Annotated in this window: 16 protein-coding genes; 9 read left to right on the top strand and 7 right to left on the bottom strand. The window is 60.4% G+C overall.

The window, feature by feature from the left end; genetic code table 11:
• Window positions 1-10 precede the first annotated feature (10 nt).
• Window positions 11-1,636: an APC family permease gene (locus E4O97_RS27350; protein ID WP_248162795.1), complete on the bottom strand. Its 1,626-nt coding sequence runs from the start codon at window positions 1,634-1,636 to the stop codon at window positions 11-13.
• Between the two features lie 186 nt (window positions 1,637-1,822).
• On the opposite strand from E4O97_RS27350, the gene E4O97_RS27345 reads away from it, so the two are divergent.
• Window positions 1,823-2,647, top strand: a complete 825-nt coding sequence (locus tag E4O97_RS27345; RefSeq protein WP_216091433.1) for an AraC family transcriptional regulator — start codon at window positions 1,823-1,825, stop codon at window positions 2,645-2,647.
• Window positions 2,648-2,796: 149 nt separating this feature from the next.
• A complete protein-coding gene (gene treS, locus E4O97_RS27340) occupies window positions 2,797-4,860 on the top strand; it encodes a maltose alpha-D-glucosyltransferase (RefSeq protein ID WP_216091432.1) in 2,064 nt (687 codons plus the stop codon).
• 65 nt (window positions 4,861-4,925) lie between these two features.
• Here treS and E4O97_RS27335 read toward each other — a convergent pair whose 3' ends face one another.
• The gene (locus tag E4O97_RS27335; protein ID WP_248132203.1) at window positions 4,926-5,354 is read right to left on the bottom strand and encodes a glycine zipper domain-containing protein; all 429 of its coding nucleotides are present in this window, start codon (window positions 5,352-5,354) and stop codon (window positions 4,926-4,928) included.
• Between the two features lie 228 nt (window positions 5,355-5,582).
• On the opposite strand from E4O97_RS27335, the gene E4O97_RS27330 reads away from it, so the two are divergent.
• Window positions 5,583-6,041, top strand: a complete 459-nt coding sequence (locus E4O97_RS27330; RefSeq protein WP_103734430.1) for an Hsp20 family protein — start codon at window positions 5,583-5,585, stop codon at window positions 6,039-6,041.
• Between the two features lie 49 nt (window positions 6,042-6,090).
• Here E4O97_RS27330 and E4O97_RS27325 read toward each other — a convergent pair whose 3' ends face one another.
• Window positions 6,091-6,987, bottom strand: a complete 897-nt coding sequence (locus tag E4O97_RS27325) for a LysR family transcriptional regulator (RefSeq protein ID WP_248162794.1) — start codon at window positions 6,985-6,987, stop codon at window positions 6,091-6,093.
• Window positions 6,988-7,272: 285 nt separating this feature from the next.
• Between E4O97_RS27325 and moaB the strand changes: the two genes are divergently transcribed.
• Window positions 7,273-7,812, top strand: coding sequence for a molybdenum cofactor biosynthesis protein B (moaB, locus tag E4O97_RS27320; RefSeq protein ID WP_005788101.1), 540 nt, complete (start codon window positions 7,273-7,275; stop codon window positions 7,810-7,812).
• Window positions 7,809-9,014 carry a gephyrin-like molybdotransferase Glp gene (gene glp, locus E4O97_RS27315; RefSeq protein WP_216091431.1) on the top strand — a complete coding sequence of 402 codons (1,206 nt, stop codon included), beginning with the start codon at window positions 7,809-7,811 and terminating at the stop codon, window positions 9,012-9,014. Before moaB ends, glp begins: the two co-directional genes overlap by 4 nt.
• Window positions 9,015-9,092: 78 nt before the next feature.
• Here the strand turns inward: glp and moaE are convergent, their stop codons facing one another.
• From moaE to moaA, 4 genes are read right to left on the bottom strand one after another with little or no spacing between them, the layout of a single operon-like run.
• A complete protein-coding gene (moaE, locus tag E4O97_RS27310; protein WP_078821300.1) occupies window positions 9,093-9,545 on the bottom strand; it encodes a molybdopterin synthase catalytic subunit MoaE in 453 nt (150 codons plus the stop codon).
• A 3-nt stretch (window positions 9,546-9,548) separates the two neighbouring features.
• Complete coding sequence (gene moaD, locus E4O97_RS27305) at window positions 9,549-9,800, bottom strand: molybdopterin converting factor subunit 1 (protein ID WP_078821301.1); 252 nt, start codon at window positions 9,798-9,800, stop codon at window positions 9,549-9,551.
• The gene (moaC, locus tag E4O97_RS27300; RefSeq protein ID WP_103734433.1) at window positions 9,797-10,291 is read right to left on the bottom strand and encodes a cyclic pyranopterin monophosphate synthase MoaC; all 495 of its coding nucleotides are present in this window, start codon (window positions 10,289-10,291) and stop codon (window positions 9,797-9,799) included. Before moaC ends, moaD begins: the two co-directional genes overlap by 4 nt.
• 46 nt (window positions 10,292-10,337) lie before the next feature.
• A complete protein-coding gene (gene moaA, locus E4O97_RS27295) occupies window positions 10,338-11,336 on the bottom strand; it encodes a GTP 3',8-cyclase MoaA (RefSeq protein ID WP_078821303.1) in 999 nt (332 codons plus the stop codon).
• A gap of 411 nt (window positions 11,337-11,747) precedes the next feature.
• On the opposite strand from moaA, the gene E4O97_RS27290 reads away from it, so the two are divergent.
• From E4O97_RS27290 to E4O97_RS27275, 4 genes are all read left to right on the top strand, one after another.
• Complete coding sequence (locus tag E4O97_RS27290) at window positions 11,748-14,072, top strand: FdhF/YdeP family oxidoreductase (protein WP_032875563.1); 2,325 nt, start codon at window positions 11,748-11,750, stop codon at window positions 14,070-14,072.
• 132 nt (window positions 14,073-14,204) lie between these two features.
• Window positions 14,205-15,626, top strand: a complete 1,422-nt coding sequence (locus E4O97_RS27285) for a cytochrome ubiquinol oxidase subunit I (protein WP_148854333.1) — start codon at window positions 14,205-14,207, stop codon at window positions 15,624-15,626.
• Window positions 15,627-15,641: 15 nt separating this feature from the next.
• Complete coding sequence (gene cydB, locus E4O97_RS27280; protein ID WP_078821305.1) at window positions 15,642-16,658, top strand: cytochrome d ubiquinol oxidase subunit II; 1,017 nt, start codon at window positions 15,642-15,644, stop codon at window positions 16,656-16,658.
• Window positions 16,645-16,803, top strand: a complete 159-nt coding sequence (locus tag E4O97_RS27275; RefSeq protein ID WP_103734436.1) for a DUF2474 domain-containing protein — start codon at window positions 16,645-16,647, stop codon at window positions 16,801-16,803. The genes cydB and E4O97_RS27275 overlap by 14 nt, the downstream gene beginning before the upstream one ends.
• Window positions 16,804-16,912: the final 109 nt, after the last annotated feature.

The following is a 16,912-nucleotide window of genomic DNA, read 5'->3' as shown; positions in this document are numbered from 1 at the left end:
GAAGGTTCCATCAGTGAGTGGCCGCCGGGAGGGGAGTGTCGTAGTGGCTGTCAGTGACCGCTTCGCTTTCATCGTCTTCGGTCTCCAGGCGTACCAGGTGGGCCGGCACACCGGTGGCGGCGCCCCAGTAGTAGATGCCCAGGGCGCAGGCCGCTACGACCAGCGTGTCAAACGGGTGGCTGATCACGCCGATACCGCCAAAGCTGCCGAGCTTGGAGAGCAAAATGGTCACGGCGTAGAAGCCGATCAACCAGGCCGAGGAGCGTACTTGCTGCTTGAGATTGAGGTGCGCGGTCGGTACCCAGCGTGCACACAGCAGGTACACCACAAACATCAGGATTTGCAGGCCCAACAGCCATGACACCGTGTTCCAGCCTGACCAGTACACGATCAGCGCGGCGATGATGAATGACAGCGGGCCCAATACCGCCATGCCCTTGACCCGGAACGGCCGCGCCATGTCCGGTGCATTGCGGCGCAGAGCGGCGACGGTCACCGGGGCCACGGCGTAGCTCAGGATCAACGCGGCGGATACCACGTTGATCAGCGCTTCCCAGGAAGGGAACGGCAGGGTCCAGAACACCGACAGGCCAAAGGTCAGCCACAGCGCCGGGCGCGGGATGCCGGACTTTTCATCGATGCGCGTGAAGATCTTGAAAAAGGTGCCGGTCTGCGCCCAGCCATACACCACGCGCGGGGTGGCATTCATGTAGATATTCCCGCATCCGCTGGGGGAGATCACCGCATCGGCCACCACCAGATAAGCCAGCCAACCTACACCCAGCGCCAGAGCGATATCGCGATACGGCAGGGCCAGCTCCTTGCTGATGCCGGCCCAGCCATTGGCGAGCATTTCGGTGGGCACACCGCCGAGGAACGCGGTTTGCAGCAGCACATAGATGGCAGTCGACAACAGTACGGAGAGGATCAACGCGATGGGAATGGTGCGCTGCGGGTTTTTGACTTCGCTGGCCACCGAAATGATCGGCGTCAGCCCCAGGTAAGCGAAGATCACCCCGCCTGCCGACACCGCCATCTCAATGCCCGAGAGGCCGAACGGTGCAAAACCATGCATCTGGAAGTTCGCCGGTTTGAAGAAGGTGAACAGCACGCCGATCACCAGCAACGGCACGATGAACTTGAACACGCTCACCAGGTTATTGGCGATGGCGAACGTCTTGACGCTGCGGTAGTTGAGGATAAAGAACAGGCATAGCAGCGCGAACTGCACCAGCCAGCCCAGGGTGGTCGGGTCGCTGGAACCAGCCTTGGTCAACTCCGGAAACCACGCTGCGGCGTATTGGCGCGAGGCAACCACTTCAATCGCCACCAGGCTGGAAAACGCGATCAGCGTAATAAAGCCCATCAGGTAGCCCAGCAACGGGCCATGGGAGTACACCGGGTAACGCACTACGCCACCGGCGCGGGGCAGGGCGGCGCCGAGTTCGCAATAGACAATGCCCAGCAACAGCACGGCGAACCCACCCAGCAACCAGGAAAAAATCCCCGCCGGGCCGGCGATGGCCGACACATGACTGGCGGCGAATAACCAACCCGAACCGAAGATGGCTCCCAGCCCGATAAAGGTGAGGTCCATCAGTGACAACTGTTTCTTGAACTTGCCTTGGCCTGACATAGCGGCGCCTTCTTGTGAGTTATTGGATAGGCATGCAGTGGCGCTATCGTGAACCCGCCAGCCCGGCGGCGATTGATGTTTTACGTGGGGATGAATGACGAATTCAGCACAATTTCCCGCACTCGACAGCGCCCGGCACATGGCGCAATCTGCTGGCCGTCGATCAATAAAAGGGCGGTGAAAGTCATGTTGCACAGCGCGTTTGCGAGCCTTCTCCACGGCAGCCGCCCCGACAGCATCGAGCAGCTATTGAACGGGGTAGAGCAGTTATTACCGATGTTCGACGTGCTGCCCAACGCCGCGATTTTTATCAAGGACATCGACGCCCGCTACGTGCTCGCCAACCGCACCCTGGTGCAGCGCTGCGGCCTGAGGCAGTTGCAACCGCTGCTGGGCAAGACCAGCGCCGAGGTGTTCCCTGCGCAACTGGGGCCGGGCTATACCGAGCAGGATCGGCGTGTGCTCGAACGGGGGCAGGTGTTGGAAGACCAGCTTGAATTACACCTCTACGGCACCCGCGAACCCGGCTGGTGCCTCACGCACAAATGGCCGCTGTACAACCGGCTCGGTGCAATCATTGGCTTGGCCGGGATTTCGGTAGACCTGCAATCGGCCAGCGAAACCCATCCGGCTTATCAACGCCTGGCGGCGGTGGATGAACACATCCGCACCCACTTCAACCGCCGCGTCACCTTGGGTGAGTTGACCCGTATCGCCGGGATTTCCGTGGCGCAGCTGGAGCGTTACTGCAAGCGTGTTTTCCACCTGACACCCCGGCAGATGATCCAGAAGGTACGCCTGGAACATGCCCGGCGGTTGTTGCATAGCGAGCTGCCGATTACCGAGGTGGCGCTGCAATGCGGGTACACCGACCACAGCGCGTTTACCCGCCAGTTCAAGGCATCGACCGGGTTCACCCCCAGGCAGTATCGGCAGACAACGCCAAGAGACAAGACAGACGAAAATCCAGTGTGGGAGGGGCGGTGCGACGATTCGACTTGCTCCCGATAGCTGTGGGTCAGATAAACATATGCTGACTGACACACCGCTATCCACATTTTAGATTGCTGCCGGCCCTGGCTCTATTTCAATGCAACGAATGGCGCGCAGGCCCCTCATATGCTTACGAGTAACCTTTAACGACCACAGGTACCGAGCTTATGACCGCGGCGAACAACGATCATGTGAACTGGCTGGTGCAACAATCGATGCTGCACGCGGCGCGGCAGCGAGCCAAGCTCTACTCCGGGCAAGGGCGCTTGTGGCAGCAGCCCTACGCGCATACCCGGCCGCGTGATGCGTCAGCCTTGTCGTCAGTGTGGTTCACCGCCTACCCGGCGTCGATTGTCACCCGCGAAGGCGGCACGGTGCTCGAAGCGCTGGGGGATGAAACCCTCTGGCATGCCTTGTCGAAAATTGGCATTCAAGGCATTCACAACGGCCCATTGAAAAAGTCCGGTGGCTTGGCTGGCACCGAACATACCCCGACCATCGACGGCAATTTCGACCGCATCAGCTTCGACATCGACCCGCAACTGGGCACCGAGGCGCAGTTGCAGGCGTTGACGCGCATGGCCGCCGCGCACAATGCGGTGATCATCGACGATGTAATCCCATCCCACACCGGCAAGGGCGCAGACTTTCGCCTCGCGGAGATGGCCTACGAGGACTACCCCGGGCTGTACCACATGGTGGAAATCCGTGAGGAAGATTGGCCGTTGCTGCCGGACGTGGTCGAGGGCCGTGATGCGCAGAACCTCAGCCCGGTGCAGGTGGACGCACTGCGCGACAAGCACTACATCGTTGGCCAGTTGCAGCGGGTGATCTTCTTCGAACCCGGGGTAAAGGAAACCGACTGGAGCGCCACGCCAGAGGTGGTCGGCGTGGATGGCAAACCACGGCGATGGGTGTACCTGCATTACTTCAAGGAAGGCCAGCCGTCGCTCAATTGGCTGGACCCCTCGTTCGCCGCGCAGCAGATGATCATCGGTGATGCGTTGCACGCCATTGATGTGATGGGCGCGAAGATCCTGCGCCTGGACGCCAACGGTTTTCTCGGCGTGGAGCGCAAGCTGGACGGTACGGCCTGGTCGGAAAGCCATCCGCTGTCGATCACCGGCAACCAGTTGCTCGGCGGCGCAATTCGCAAGGCCGGTGGTTTCAGCTTCCAGGAACTCAACCTGACTGTGGATGACATTGCCTCCATGTCCCACGGCGGCGCCGACCTGTCATACGACTTCATCACCCGGCCAGCCTACCAGCACGCGTTGCTGATGGGCGACACTGAATTCCTGCGCCTGATGCTGCGCCAGATGCACACATTGGGCATCGACCCGGGTTCGTTGATCCACGCGCTGCAGAACCACGACGAACTGACTCTGGAGTTGGTGCACTTCTGGACGCTGCACGCCCATGACACCTTCCTGTTCCAGGGCCAGACCTTTCCCGGCAACATCCTGCGCGAGCATATCCGCGAGCAGATGTACGAACGACTGACCGGTGAACATGCGCCGTACAACCTCAAGTTCGTCACCAATGGCGTGTCCTGCACCACGGTCAGCATCATCACTGCTGCCCTGGGCATTCGTGACCTTGAGGCGATTACCGCTGCGGATATCCAGCAGATTCGCCAGATCCATTTGCTGCTGGTGATGTATAACGCCATGCAGCCTGGGGTGTTCGCGTTATCCGGCTGGGACCTGGTGGGCGCGCTGCCGTTGGCGGCCGAAGACGTGGCGCACCTGATGGCCGATGGTGATACCCGCTGGATACATCGCGGCGCTTACGATCTGGTCGACCTGAATCCCGAGGCCGAGCTGTCGGCCGGGCAGATGCCGCGTTCCAAAAGCCTGTACGGCAGCCTGAACCACCAGTTGCAGGACCCGGACTCATTCGCTTCGCAATTGCAGAAAATCCTCAGCGTACGCCGCGCCTACGACATCGCCGCGAGCCGTCAGATCCTGATACCGGATGTCGAGCATCCGGGGTTGCTGGTCATGGTTCACGAACTGCCGGCGGGCAAGGGGACGCAGATTACTGCGCTGAACTTTGGTGCCACGCCGATCACCGAATCCCTGCACCTGCCTAACATCGCACCGGGGCCGGTGGTGGATATCATCAATGAGCGTGTAGAAGGGGACCTGACAGAGGAGGGCACGTTCACGATTACGCTGGATGCCTATGAAGGGCTGGCGTTGCGGGTAGTGAGCAGCACGCCGATGTAAATGGATATTGGCCCGACGTAGGAGCGAGCTTGCTCGCTCCTACACCTGGCATTATGGCAAGCCGATCAATGATGCTTATTCTTGTGCTTATGCTTGTTGCCTTTGTGCTTGGCGCCGCCTGAGCGATGATCGCTCTCGTCATCGGCCAGGTTATTACCCAGCGCGCCACCGGCTGCACCACCGACGCCTGCGCCGATGGTCGAACCGGTGGTGCCGCCCAGGCGATTGCCAATCACCGACCCGCCTGCCGAGCCCAAACCGCCGCCAATCGCCGCTTCGGTTTTATTGCCCTTTTGCGCGCCGACCGCGCCACCCGCTGCGCCACCCACACCTGCGCCGATGGCCGCACCGGTGGACCCGCCGAGCTGTTGGCCTACCACATTGCCCAACGCGCCGCCGACACCGCCGCCCAGTGCGGCAGTGCCATCTCCGGCGGCCAGGGCCCCTTGGGAAATCAAGATGCCCAATGCCAGGGCAGGGAATGTCATTTTCATTTTTTTGTACCTCAAGGGCTGTCTCAGGCGCTCACGGGTTAAAGCACGCCTGGCATTCAGATTAGAGCACATGCGGTATCACTGCGGTTTTTGCGATAGTCATTGGCGCAAGAAAAAATTTCTTGCAGCCCTCTTGAATTCCGTTTCCTCGTCCATAAATTTTTGATCACGCGATGCCGAATGCGGGTCGCGTACTAAATCACTTGGAGAAACTCAGGAGATTTTAAAATGGCTACTACCCTTTCGTTGGCCCCACTGTTCCGTCAATCGGTGGGCTTTGACCGCTTCAATGACCTGTTCGAGTCGGCGCTGCGTAGCGAGGCTCCGAATTCCTATCCGCCTCATAACGTGGAAAAGCACGGTGACGACGCGTACCGCATTGTCATCGCCGTCGCTGGCCTGACCGAGGAGGATCTGGATATCCAGGTCGAAAGGGGCGTCTTGACGGTTTCCGGCGGTAAACGCGAAACCGACGATAAGGTCGCTTACCTGCACCAAGGCATTGCTCAACGTGCCTTCCGGTTGTCGTTCCGCCTGGCGGACCACATCGAAGTGCGCGGCGCAGCCCTGACCAATGGTTTGCTGAGCATCGACCTGCAGCGCGAGGTGCCTGAAGAGGCCAAGCCCAAACGCATCACGATTGGTGGCGAAACCAAGCCTGAACTGCGTCAGGTAAGTGTGCAGTAACGCAAACGGCGGTAAAAAGGCGCTCTACGGAGCGCCTTTTTTGTGCGCGTCAGACCCCGGTCTTGGCCGCGAACAACTTCCTGGCTTCGGCAAAACACTTCTCGGCAATGGCCGAGCGTGGTTCGGTCTTGCGCATCACCATGCCCAGGGGCGCGAGGACGCTGGCGTCCGGCAGGTTGATGAACGCCAGGTTCTCGATCGGGCTTTCCAGGCCGCTGTCCAACGGCATGATCGCGCAGCAGAAGCCTTCGTGGATCGCCTGGAACAGTTGATAGGTGGAATCGCTTTCGAGGATGGGCTGCGGATCCAGGCCACGGCTGCGGAAACTCAGGTCGATGGATTTGCGGTAGTGCATGCCGTTGCTGATCATCCCCAATGGCAGTTCGGCGGCGTCTTCCCAGCTCATTTGGGTGCCTTCGAAGTGGAAGTGGCGGGTGTCGTAGAGCAGCCCGACACGGGTCTCGCCCATTTCGAAAAAATCCAGGTAGTTGGGGTTGACGTGGTCCAGGTAGCACACACCCAGGTCCAGCTGGTTGGTGCCCAGCGCTTCGATGATCCTGTCCGAACTCATGGATGTGAGGCTGAACTTCAGTTCCGGGAAGGTGTGGGACAAGTCCTGAATGAAACTGATCGGGTTGAAACCGCTCAGGGGCACCAGGCCCAGGCGCAGGTTACCGACCAGTTGGCCACGGCAAGCGGCGGCTTCGGCGAACAGGCCGTCGTGGGCGGCGAGCAGGGTCCGGGCCCAGGCCAGTACGCGCTCGCCGGCTTCGGTGAAGCCTTCAAAGCGCTGGCCGCGGGTGACCAGCTCCAGGCCCAGTTCATCTTCCAGGTTGCGCAGGCGCATCGACAGGGTCGGCTGGGTGATATGGCAGCGTGCGGCAGCCTGGCCGAAGTGCCGGGTCTGCTCCAGCGCGATCAGGAATTTGAGTTGCTTTATGTCCATTAATGCACCTGCCTGGGAATAAGTGAAAAGCCGTTCATGGCGCAAGGTGCTGGAACCCCGCGCAACCCGGCGAATGAATGAGCAGACGATCTCATTGTAACGGCAGGCACGTCCAATCACCTGTATTGACAGAGTGATTGATGCACTCGATAGCAGTCCAGGGCCGGCAGTAAAAGCCGTGATAGAAACGCTCGATAACCCGGTCAGTCGTAACGATTAGACAGCCATCGTTTCAGCGCTTTAGCCTCAGGCCATTGTTTTGATAATTGCCTGCCGGAGAATCACATGAGCGTCACGTCGGATGCATTGTTTGTACCCCTGAATATTGCCGTGTTGACGGTCAGCGATACCCGCGAATATGCCAATGACACCTCCGGGCAATTGCTGGTCAGTCGCCTGCTGGAAGCTGGGCACAGCCTGTTGGAGCGCAACCTGCTCAAGGATGACCTGTACAAAATTCGCGCCCAGGTGGCGGCCTGGATCGCCGATGAGCGCGTGCAGGTGGTGTTGATTACCGGCGGCACGGGGTTTACCGGCCGCGACAGCACCCCCGAGGCGGTGGGCTGTTTGCTGGATAAGCACATTGATGGTTTTGGTGAGCTGTTCCGTGCGATCTCGATTCTTGATATTGGTACGTCCACGGTGCAGAGCCGCGCCTTGGCCGGGTTGGCCAACGGCACGCTGGTGTGCTGCCTGCCGGGCTCGACGGGTGCTTGTCGTACTGCCTGGGAAGGTATTCTGGCCGAGCAGCTCGATGCGCGCCACCGACCATGTAACTTCGTGCCGCACCTCAAGCCGGTGGCTCTGTGCGGCACGCGAGGATGAGCCGCGCCGCGCTGATGTCGGTGGAGGAGGCCATTGCTGCGTTGTTGGCCCTGGCCGAGGAGCACCGCCTGCACGACAGCGAGCCGGTGCTGCTCAGCGATGCCCGGCAACGGGTGCTGGCCAATGACCTGGTGGCGAGCCTGGACCTGCCGCCCTGGCCCAACAGTGCCATGGACGGCTACGCCCTGAACCTCACAGACTGGCACGGCCAGCCACTGCCGGTGTCGCAGCAGATCTTCGCCGGTCAAGCGCCTGAACCGCTGCAGCCCGGTACCTGTGCGCGCATCTTCACCGGCGCACCGGTGCCGGACGGGGCCAACTGCATCGAAATGCAGGAGAACGCCGAGGTGCTGGACGATGCGCGTGTGCGCTTTACCCAGCCGCTGCGCGAGGGCCAGAATATCCGCACCCAAGGCCAGGAAAACCGCGCCGGTGAGGTATTACTGCAGGCCGGCAAGCGACTCGGCCCTTTCGAGCTGGCCATTGCGGCGGCCCAGGGCTGTACCCATGTGTCGGTGGTACGCCGGCCACGGGTGGCGCTGCTGTCCACCGGCGATGAACTGGCCGAGCCGGGCACACCGCTCAAGCCTGGCTGCATCTACAACAGCAATCGCACTTTGCTCAGCCATTGGCTGGGGGCACTGGGTTGTGAGGTCATCGACGGCGGCATTCTGCCCGACCAGTCGCAACTGACTCGGCTCAAGCTGGAGCAGCTGCAACAGGCGGCCGACCTGATTCTGACCACCGGCGGCGTGTCGGCCGGCGATGCCGATTGCCTCGGCCAGGTACTGCGTGAATGCGGCAAGCCATTGTTCTGGAAACTTGCGATCAAACCGGGCAAACCCCTGACCGTCGGTTCGTTTGGCCGAGTACCGGTGATTGGCCTGCCCGGTAACCCGGCCTCGGCACTGGTGACCTTCGGCTTGCTGGCCCGGGCTTATCTACTGCGTATCCAGGGCGTCGATGATGTCACGCCGATGAGCTTTGAGGTGAATGTGGGGTTTGACTGGCCCAAGGCCGGCAGTCGCCGCGAGTACCTGCGAGCCAGGATCGAGGCGGGCAGGGCGGTGCTGTATCCGAACCAGAGTTCCGGAGTGATGCTGGGGGCGTCGTGGGCGGATGGGTTGGTTGAAATTTGCGAGGGCAGCAGGTTGCAGATGGGTGATACGGCGCGGTTTATACCGTTCTCTGAGTTGTTCTGATTCGGGCACGCTAATGCCAGTTGTAGGAGCGAGCAAGCTCGCTCCTACACAGGGCGATGTACGCTTCCACATTCAGATCTAAAGCGCCCACCGCTCCTGCGCCAGTCGATCACTTTCCCGTCCTTCTACCCAACGCTCTCCAGCTGGCGTTTGCTCCCGCTTCCAGAACGGCGCCCGAGTCTTGAGGTAGTCCATCAGGAACGCGCAGGCCTCAAAGGCCGCCTGGCGATGTTGACTGGCGACGCCGACGAAGACGATGGCCTCACCCACTTGCAACGCGCCCACACGATGAACGATGCTTACCCGCTGCAACGGCCAGCGTTCGTGGGCTTGATCAACGATCAACTGCAGTGAGCGCTCGGTCATGCCCGGGTAGTGCTCAAGGAACAACGCGCTGACCTGATCGCCCTGGTTGATATCGCGTACGTAACCGACGAACGTGGCCACGGCGCCAACGCCGGGGTCTTCGGCGTGTACGCTGCGGGTCAGTTCACCCAGGTCCAACAGTTCGGTCTGCACCTGAACCGGCATGGGTCAGCCTCCGGTCACTTGGGGGAAGAACGCAATTTCGTCGAAGTCTTCGATCAGCGCTTGCGGTGTGCAGAGTTCCTGGTTCAGCGCGCACATCAGGCTGGTTTCACCCAGCACCTGCTGCCAGGTCTCACCGCGGGCGCATAGCAATTGCCTGACGTCTGCAATGGTGCGCAGGGACTCATCCAATACGAGCTTTTCACCGCCAACGCCCAGTTGTTCACGGTAGCGCGCAAAGTAGTTGATCAGAATCATTGGGCGTCTCCTGCAATGAAGGTGCCTGACTTGCCGCCGTGTTTTTTCAGCAGCTGGATTCGGTCGATGACCATGCCCCGATCCACGGCCTTGCACATGTCATAGATCGTCAAGGCTGCCACGCTGGCGGCGGTCAGGGCTTCGAGTTCGACGCCGGTCTGGCCGTTGAGCCGGCAGGTGCTGAGGATCTGCACTCTGTCAGGCTCGATGGCGCGCAGTTCGAGGTGGATCGAACTGAGCATCAGCGGATGGCACAGCGGAATAAGCTCATGGGTTTTCTTCGCGGCCATGATCCCGGCGATACGTGCCACGGCAAACACGTCGCCCTTGGGATGGCCGTTGGCCTGGATCAGTTGCAAGGTGGCCGGCAACATGTGCACCCAAGCCTGGGCCTGGGCTTCGCGGGTGGTGGCGGCTTTGTCGGTGACGTCGACCATGCTGGCTCGGCCTGCGGCGTCCAGATGGGTCAGGGTAGGCGAGTGTTTGTGCATGGGGTACCTCGGGTCAACTGAGTACAAAGAAAGAGAAGCCGGCCAGCTAGCCGCCGGTCATGTTCATGAAACGCACCACCTGCACGTCATCGTTGAGCTCGAAGTTGTGTCGGTACGGCTTGATCTTCATCGACTCGAGAATGGCGTGCTCCAGCCGTTGCGGTTCACCCGGGTAACGGCGCAGCACCTCCTTGAGGTCGACCGAATGCTCGTTGCCCAGGCACAGCAGCAAGCGGCCTTCAACGGTCAGCCGCACGCGGTTGCAGGTGCCGCAGAAGTTGTGGCTGTGGGGGGAAATAAAGCCCAGGCGAATATGCGGTGCTTCGGCCAGGCGCCAGTAGCGTGAAGGGCCCTGGGTCGATTCGGCCGAGTCGATCAGGGTGTAGCGTTCGGCGATGCGCTCGCGCACTTGCGCGCTGGAATAGAAAGCCTCGGCACGGCTGTGTTCGCTGATCACGCCCAGGGGCATTTCCTCGATAAAGCTGATATCCACGCCGCGCTCGATGGCGAACGCTACCAGGTCGTTGATCTCGTGATCGTTGCGGCCTTTCATCACCACGCAATTGAGTTTGGTGTGTTGAAAACCCGCAGCATTCGCAGCGTCAATACCGGCGATGACTTTGGCTAGGTCGCCGGTGCGCGTCAGTTCGCGAAAGCGCTGGGGATCAAGGCTGTCGAGGCTGATATTCAGGCGCTTGAGGCCGGCGTCGAACAAGGGGGCTGCGAGCTTGCCCAACTGCGAGCCGTTGGTGGTCATGCACAGCTCGCGCAGGCCGGGGAGGGCGGCGATGCGCTGGCACAGGTCAACCACACCTGGGCGAATCAGCGGCTCGCCGCCGGTCAGGCGAATTTTGCGAGTGCCCAGGGTGACGAAGCTTTCAGCCAGTTGATACAGCTCTTCCAGTGTGAGGATGCGTTGGCGCGGCAGGAACTGCATGTCCTCGGCCATGCAATACACACAACGGAAATCGCAGCGGTCGGTCACCGACATTCTGAGATAGTCGACCCGGCGAGAAAAACTATCCATCAGGATTTTATCGGTCATGGAAACCTCCGGCTGCGACTCAATAAGAGCGTAGCCATGGCGTTGTTTTTGAGCGCTCGACAGAGATGGGAGCCTTATTTGATTCAAGCCTAAAGTTGTTTTTCAAGGGCGTCTAATCACTATTAACAACTGAGTGATCGATGAAATCTATAACGATTTTATTGGGGCTTTACAGGTTCGTATCACTATGAAAAATAAAGATTTTAATCTTGATAGATGGTGTCGATGGCGTGGTCGTTATTTGTGATTAGACAGATGTTTTTGCAGGGCCTAGCCTGAATATGTAAACCGATTTCTAGACCGTGGAAAGATCGGTGCAAACACTGTTTGCGTTCTGCAATGCCTGAAAATAACCATCAATAAAGGCTTTAAGTTAGGCGCTGCCTATGCGTGAAGTCCTGGAGAAACATCATGAGCGAAGTTGAACGTTATAAACCGTACAAGGGGGCCGCCGCCGGTTGGGGCGCGCTGATCGCGGTGACGAAAAACTGGCTGGGCAGTGAAAACGCGCTCAAGAACATTCGTGCGATGCTCAAGACCAACCAGAACGGCGGTTTCGACTGCCCCGGTTGCGCCTGGGGCGAGTCGCCGGAAAGCGGCATGGTCAAGTTCTGCGAGAACGGCGCCAAGGCGGTCAACTGGGAAGCCACCGGGCGCCTGGTCAATCCGGCGTTCTTCAACAAATACACGGTGTCGTCGCTGGCAGCGCAAAGTGACTATTGGCTCGAATACCAGGGCCGCCTGACACACCCGATGCGCTATGACGACTCCCTGGACCGTTATGTCGAAATCACTTGGGATGATGCCTTTGCCCTGATCGCCAAGCACCTAAACGAACTGGAGTCGCCGGACCAGGCCGAGTTCTATACCTCGGGCCGCGCCAGTAACGAGGCGGCTTATTTGTATCAGCTGTTCGTTCGCGCCTACGGCACCAACAACTTTCCCGACTGTTCGAACATGTGCCACGAAGCCAGCGGCCTGGGCATGGACGACAGTGTTGGCGTGGGCAAAGGCACGGTGACCTTCGATGACCTGGAAGAAGCCGACGCGATTTTCGTCATCGGCCAGAACCCCGGCACCAACCACCCACGTATGCTCGAACCGCTGCGCGAGGCGGTAAAGCGCGGAGCCCAGGTGATCTGTTTCAACCCGCTCAAGGAGCGTGGGCTGGAGCGTTTCCAACACCCGCAGCATCCCCTGGAGATGCTCACCAACGGTTCCGAACCTACCTCGTCGGCGTACTTTCGCCCGGCCTTGGGCGGCGACATGGCGGCCTTTCGTGGTATCGCCAAGTTCCTGCTCAAATGGGAGCGTGAAGCCCTGGAGAACGATGGCGAGGCAGTCTTCGACCGCGCTTTCATTGCCCAGCACACCTCGGGCCTGGAGCACTATCTGGCGCAAGTGGACGCCACCTCATGGGAGCATATCGTCGCGCAATCGGGCCTGAGCCTTGAGGATATCGAGCTGGCCGCACGCATGTACCGACGCGCCAAGCGGGTGATCATGTGCTGGGCGATGGGCGTGACCCAGCACACACACTCGGTGCTGACCGTGCAGGAAATCATCAACGTGCAACTGTTGCGCGGCAATATCGGCCGGCCAGGGGCGGGGCTATCGCCCGTGCGTGGCCACAGCAACGTGCAGGGCGACCGCACCATGGGCATCAACGAACTGGCGCCGCCGGAATTGATCAACGCATTGGAAGCACGCTTTGACTTCAAGGTCCCGCGCCGCCATGGTCACAACACGGTCATGGCGATTGCGGCCATGGAAGAAGGGCGCGCCAAGGTCTTCATCGGCCTGGGCGGCAATTTTGCCCAAGCCACGCCGGACACCCCGCGCACCCACGCGGCACTGCGCAAGTGCGACCTCACCGTGCATATCGCCACCAAGCTCAACCGTAGCCATCTGGTGACGGGGCGCGAAGCCTTGATCCTGCCGTGCCTGGGCCGCACCGATATCGACATCCAGGAACAAGGCCCGCAAGGCGTGACCGTTGAAGACACCTTCAGCATGGTGCACATCTCCCACGGCCAGCTGAAACCCAAATCGCCGCTGATGCGTTCGGAACCGGCAATCATTGCCGGGATCGCCAATGCGACCCTGGGCAATCACCCGATTGACTGGCTGTGGACGGTGGCCGACTACGGCCGCATCCGCGACTTGATTGCCGACACCATTCCCGGCTTCAAGGACTTCAACACCAAACTGCTGCACCCGGGCGGCTTTCATCTGGGCAACGACGCAGCGCGACGCATCTGGAAAACCAACAGCGGCAAAGCCCAGTTTGTCTCCAGCGTGTTGCCGGCGCACCTGGTCAGCGAAGGCGTGCGCAACCTGGACGTCAAGCCGGAGCTGATCCTGCAGACCATGCGTTCCCACGACCAGTACAACACCACCCTGTACGGGCTCGATGACCGCTATCGCGGCGTCTATGGCATGCGCGATGTGGTGTTCGTCAATGAACAGGACATCCGCAAACTGGGCTACGAGCCGGGGCAGAAAGTCGACATGGTCTCGCTGTGGGGCGATGGCCGTGAGCGTCGGGTCAGCGGCTTCACCTTGATCGCCTATGACATTCCCGCCGGGCAGGCCGCCGCCTATTACCCCGAAACCAACCCGTTGGTGCCGCTGGAAAGCTATGGCGACCGCACCTTTACCCCGACGTCGAAGTTCATCGCCATCCGGCTTGAACCCGCGCCGGTCAGCAATCTGATCCAGTCCCACGGCGCTTGAGTCGTACCGGGGCGGCCAGTATGGCGCCCTGGGTTTCCCTGATCACTGCACATCCGTTTGCCCCAGGCCACCAGGCCTGAGGCACGCCGGTCTGGGTGCGCGTGCGCATCAAGTTTCCATAAGGGTATTGCCATGTTAAATATCGAGGCGCTGGACCTTGCGCGAATTCAATTCGCCTTCACGGTCTCGTTTCACATTATTTTCCCCGCTATCACCATCGGCCTGGCCAGTTTCCTGGCGGTGCTCGAAGGCTTGTGGCTGAGAACCAACAACGCGGTCTACAAGGACCTGTATCACTTCTGGTCGAAGATCTTCGCCGTCAACTTCGGCATGGGCGTGGTCTCGGGCCTGGTCATGGCGTACGAGTTCGGCACCAACTGGAGTCGCTTCTCGGACTTTGCCGGCAGCATCACCGGGCCGTTGCTCACCTATGAGGTGCTGACGGCGTTCTTCCTGGAAGCGGGTTTCCTTGGGGTCATGCTGTTTGGCTGGAACCGGGTGGGGCGGGGTTTGCACTTCTTTTCCACGGTGATGGTCGCCATCGGGACGTTGATCTCGACGTTCTGGATCCTGGCGTCCAACAGCTGGATGCAAACGCCCCAGGGCTTCTCCATCGTGGATGGCCGGGTGGTGCCGCTGGACTGGTTCGCCATCGTCTTCAACCCGTCGTTCCCGTTCCGCCTGGCGCATATGGCAATCGCTGCCTTTGTTGCCACGGCGTTCTTCGTCGGCTCATCGGCGGCCTGGCACTTGCTGCGTAAAAACGACACCCCGGCAGTGCGTAAAATGCTCTCGATGGCGTTGTGGATGGCGTTGATCGTGGCTCCGATCCAGGCGGTCGTCGGTGATGCCCATGGTTTGAACACTCTGGAGCACCAGCCGGCGAAAATTGCTGCGATTGAAGGGCATTGGGAAAACGTCGGTAACGGCGCGACGCCGCTGGTGCTGTTCGGTATCCCTGACATGGAGGCCGAAAAGACCCGCTACGCGATAGAAGTCCCGTACCTGGGCAGCCTGATCCTCACCCACAGCCTGGACAAACAGATCCCGGCGCTCAAGAGCTTCCCCAAGCAAGACCGGCCGAACTCGAGCATCATTTTCTTCAGTTTCCGGATCATGGCCGGGCTGGGGATGTTGATGATCCTCACTGGGATACTGGGCTTGGCGTTGCGCCGTAACGGCGCGCTGTATCGCAATCGGTTATTCCTGCGCCTGGTGCTGTTCATGGGGCCGACCGGGCTGATCGCCATGCTGGCCGGCTGGATCACCACTGAAGTAGGGCGCCAGCCGTGGGTGGTTTACGGGCTGATGCGTACCGCAGACGCGGCGTCCAATCACAGCGTCACGCAACTGAGCATCTCCCTGGCGTTGTTTGTGCTGATCTACTTCTCGGTATTTGCCGTGGGTATCGGCTACATGATGAAGCTGGTGCGCAAGGGCCCGCAGCCCCATCACGACCATCCGCCACAGGGCGGCCCCGGCCAGGAACGCACACCGCGCCGTCCTCTGTCCGCTGTCACCGAGACGCTCGCGTCCGGCGACCACACCAACTGATCAAAGGGATTGCACATGGGCATTGTAGGTATAGACCTGTCGTTGATCTGGGGCGTGATCATTGCCTTCGGGGTGATGATGTACGTGATCATGGATGGCTTCGATTTGGGCCTGGGCATCCTGTTTCCGCTGATCCCGGACGAGCAGGAGCGCGACGTGATGATGAACACCGTGGCGCCGGTATGGGACGGTAACGAGACGTGGTTGGTACTCGGCGGCGCGGCGTTGTATGGGGCGTTTCCGCTGGCGTACTCGGTGATCCTGGAGGCGTTGTACCTACCGCTGATTTTCATGCTGGCCGGGCTGATCTTTCGTGGCGTGGCGTTTGAATTCCGCTTCAAGGCCAGCCCGCAGAAGCGGCATATCTGGGACATGGCGTTTATCGGCGGCTCGTTCCTGGCGACCTTTTGCCAGGGCGTGGTGATCGGCACCTACATCGCCGGCATTGCGGTGGTCAATCGCCAGTTTGCCGGGGGCAGCCTCGACTGGCTCTCGCCATTCCCGCTGTTCTGCGGGGTTGGGTTGGTGGTGGCCTACGCGTTGCTGGGCAGCACCTGGTTGCTGGTCAAGACCGAAGGCATGCTCGAATCGCGCATGCGCCTGTTCAGCCGCTATCTGGCCTTCGCGCTGATGGCGGTGGTGGCGGTGCTGTGCGTGTGGACGCCGTGGCTGCACCCGGAAATCGCCGTGCGCTGGTTTGCCCAGGCGCACATTGTGGTGTTTGGCGGCCTGATGCTGCTGGGCGTACTGGCACTGGTGGGGCTGTTGAAAACGTTGCGCCAACACCACTCGCACTGGCCGTTCGTATTCACCCTGATGCTGGTGTTCCTGGGGTATATCGGGCTGGCCTTCAGCATCTGGCCGAACATTGTGCCGCCATCCATCAGCTTGTGGGACGCTGCGTCGCCGCCTTCGAGCCAGTTGTTCATCCTGATCGGCACGCTGTTCATCCTGCCGATCATCCTGATGTACACCTGCTGGAGCTACTACGTATTCCGCGGCAAAGTGAGGATTGGCGATGGCTACCACTAAGGGTGAAAAGCCGCGGCCTGCTGGCCGTTGGTACCAGCGGGTGTTCTGGCTGATCGCTATCTGGTTCGCCAGCGTGCTCGCCCTCGGCATCCTTGCGAGTGGCTTGCGCTGGATGATGCACATGGCTGGCATGACTAGCCATTGAGGCGAGCCTGATCCAATGTGGAAGGGGCGGCACATCGTTCCATTTTTGAGATGCAGCGGCCCGGTTCAGCCACTACCTAACCCTGAACCTGATGATTAAGGTGGCTCCA

The organism is Pseudomonas sp. W15Feb34, from assembly GCF_023127765.1.
GTDB classification, from domain to species: domain Bacteria; phylum Pseudomonadota; class Gammaproteobacteria; order Pseudomonadales; family Pseudomonadaceae; genus Aquipseudomonas; species Aquipseudomonas synxantha_A.
This window is presented reverse-complemented; position numbering and strand designations above follow the sequence as displayed.

Excerpts from the sequence above, each read along its gene's own strand:
- E4O97_RS27350 (WP_248162795.1), bottom strand. The coding sequence starts at position 1,636 with ATGTCAGGCCAAGGCAAGTTCAAGAAACAGTTGTCACTGATGGACCTC.
- E4O97_RS27345 (WP_216091433.1), top strand. The coding sequence starts at position 1,823 with ATGTTGCACAGCGCGTTTGCGAGCCTTCTCCACGGCAGCCGCCCCGAC.
- treS (WP_216091432.1), top strand. The coding sequence starts at position 2,797 with ATGACCGCGGCGAACAACGATCATGTGAACTGGCTGGTGCAACAATCG.
- E4O97_RS27335 (WP_248132203.1), bottom strand. The coding sequence starts at position 5,354 with ATGAAAATGACATTCCCTGCCCTGGCATTGGGCATCTTGATTTCCCAA.
- E4O97_RS27330 (WP_103734430.1), top strand. The coding sequence starts at position 5,583 with ATGGCTACTACCCTTTCGTTGGCCCCACTGTTCCGTCAATCGGTGGGC.
- E4O97_RS27325 (WP_248162794.1), bottom strand. The coding sequence starts at position 6,987 with ATGGACATAAAGCAACTCAAATTCCTGATCGCGCTGGAGCAGACCCGG.
- moaB (WP_005788101.1), top strand. The coding sequence starts at position 7,273 with ATGAGCGTCACGTCGGATGCATTGTTTGTACCCCTGAATATTGCCGTG.
- glp (WP_216091431.1), top strand. The coding sequence starts at position 7,809 with ATGAGCCGCGCCGCGCTGATGTCGGTGGAGGAGGCCATTGCTGCGTTG.
- moaE (WP_078821300.1), bottom strand. The coding sequence starts at position 9,545 with ATGCCGGTTCAGGTGCAGACCGAACTGTTGGACCTGGGTGAACTGACC.
- moaD (WP_078821301.1), bottom strand. The coding sequence starts at position 9,800 with ATGATTCTGATCAACTACTTTGCGCGCTACCGTGAACAACTGGGCGTT.
- moaC (WP_103734433.1), bottom strand. The coding sequence starts at position 10,291 with ATGCACAAACACTCGCCTACCCTGACCCATCTGGACGCCGCAGGCCGA.
- moaA (WP_078821303.1), bottom strand. The coding sequence starts at position 11,336 with ATGACCGATAAAATCCTGATGGATAGTTTTTCTCGCCGGGTCGACTAT.
- E4O97_RS27290 (WP_032875563.1), top strand. The coding sequence starts at position 11,748 with ATGAGCGAAGTTGAACGTTATAAACCGTACAAGGGGGCCGCCGCCGGT.
- E4O97_RS27285 (WP_148854333.1), top strand. The coding sequence starts at position 14,205 with ATGTTAAATATCGAGGCGCTGGACCTTGCGCGAATTCAATTCGCCTTC.
- cydB (WP_078821305.1), top strand. The coding sequence starts at position 15,642 with ATGGGCATTGTAGGTATAGACCTGTCGTTGATCTGGGGCGTGATCATT.
- E4O97_RS27275 (WP_103734436.1), top strand. The coding sequence starts at position 16,645 with ATGGCTACCACTAAGGGTGAAAAGCCGCGGCCTGCTGGCCGTTGGTAC.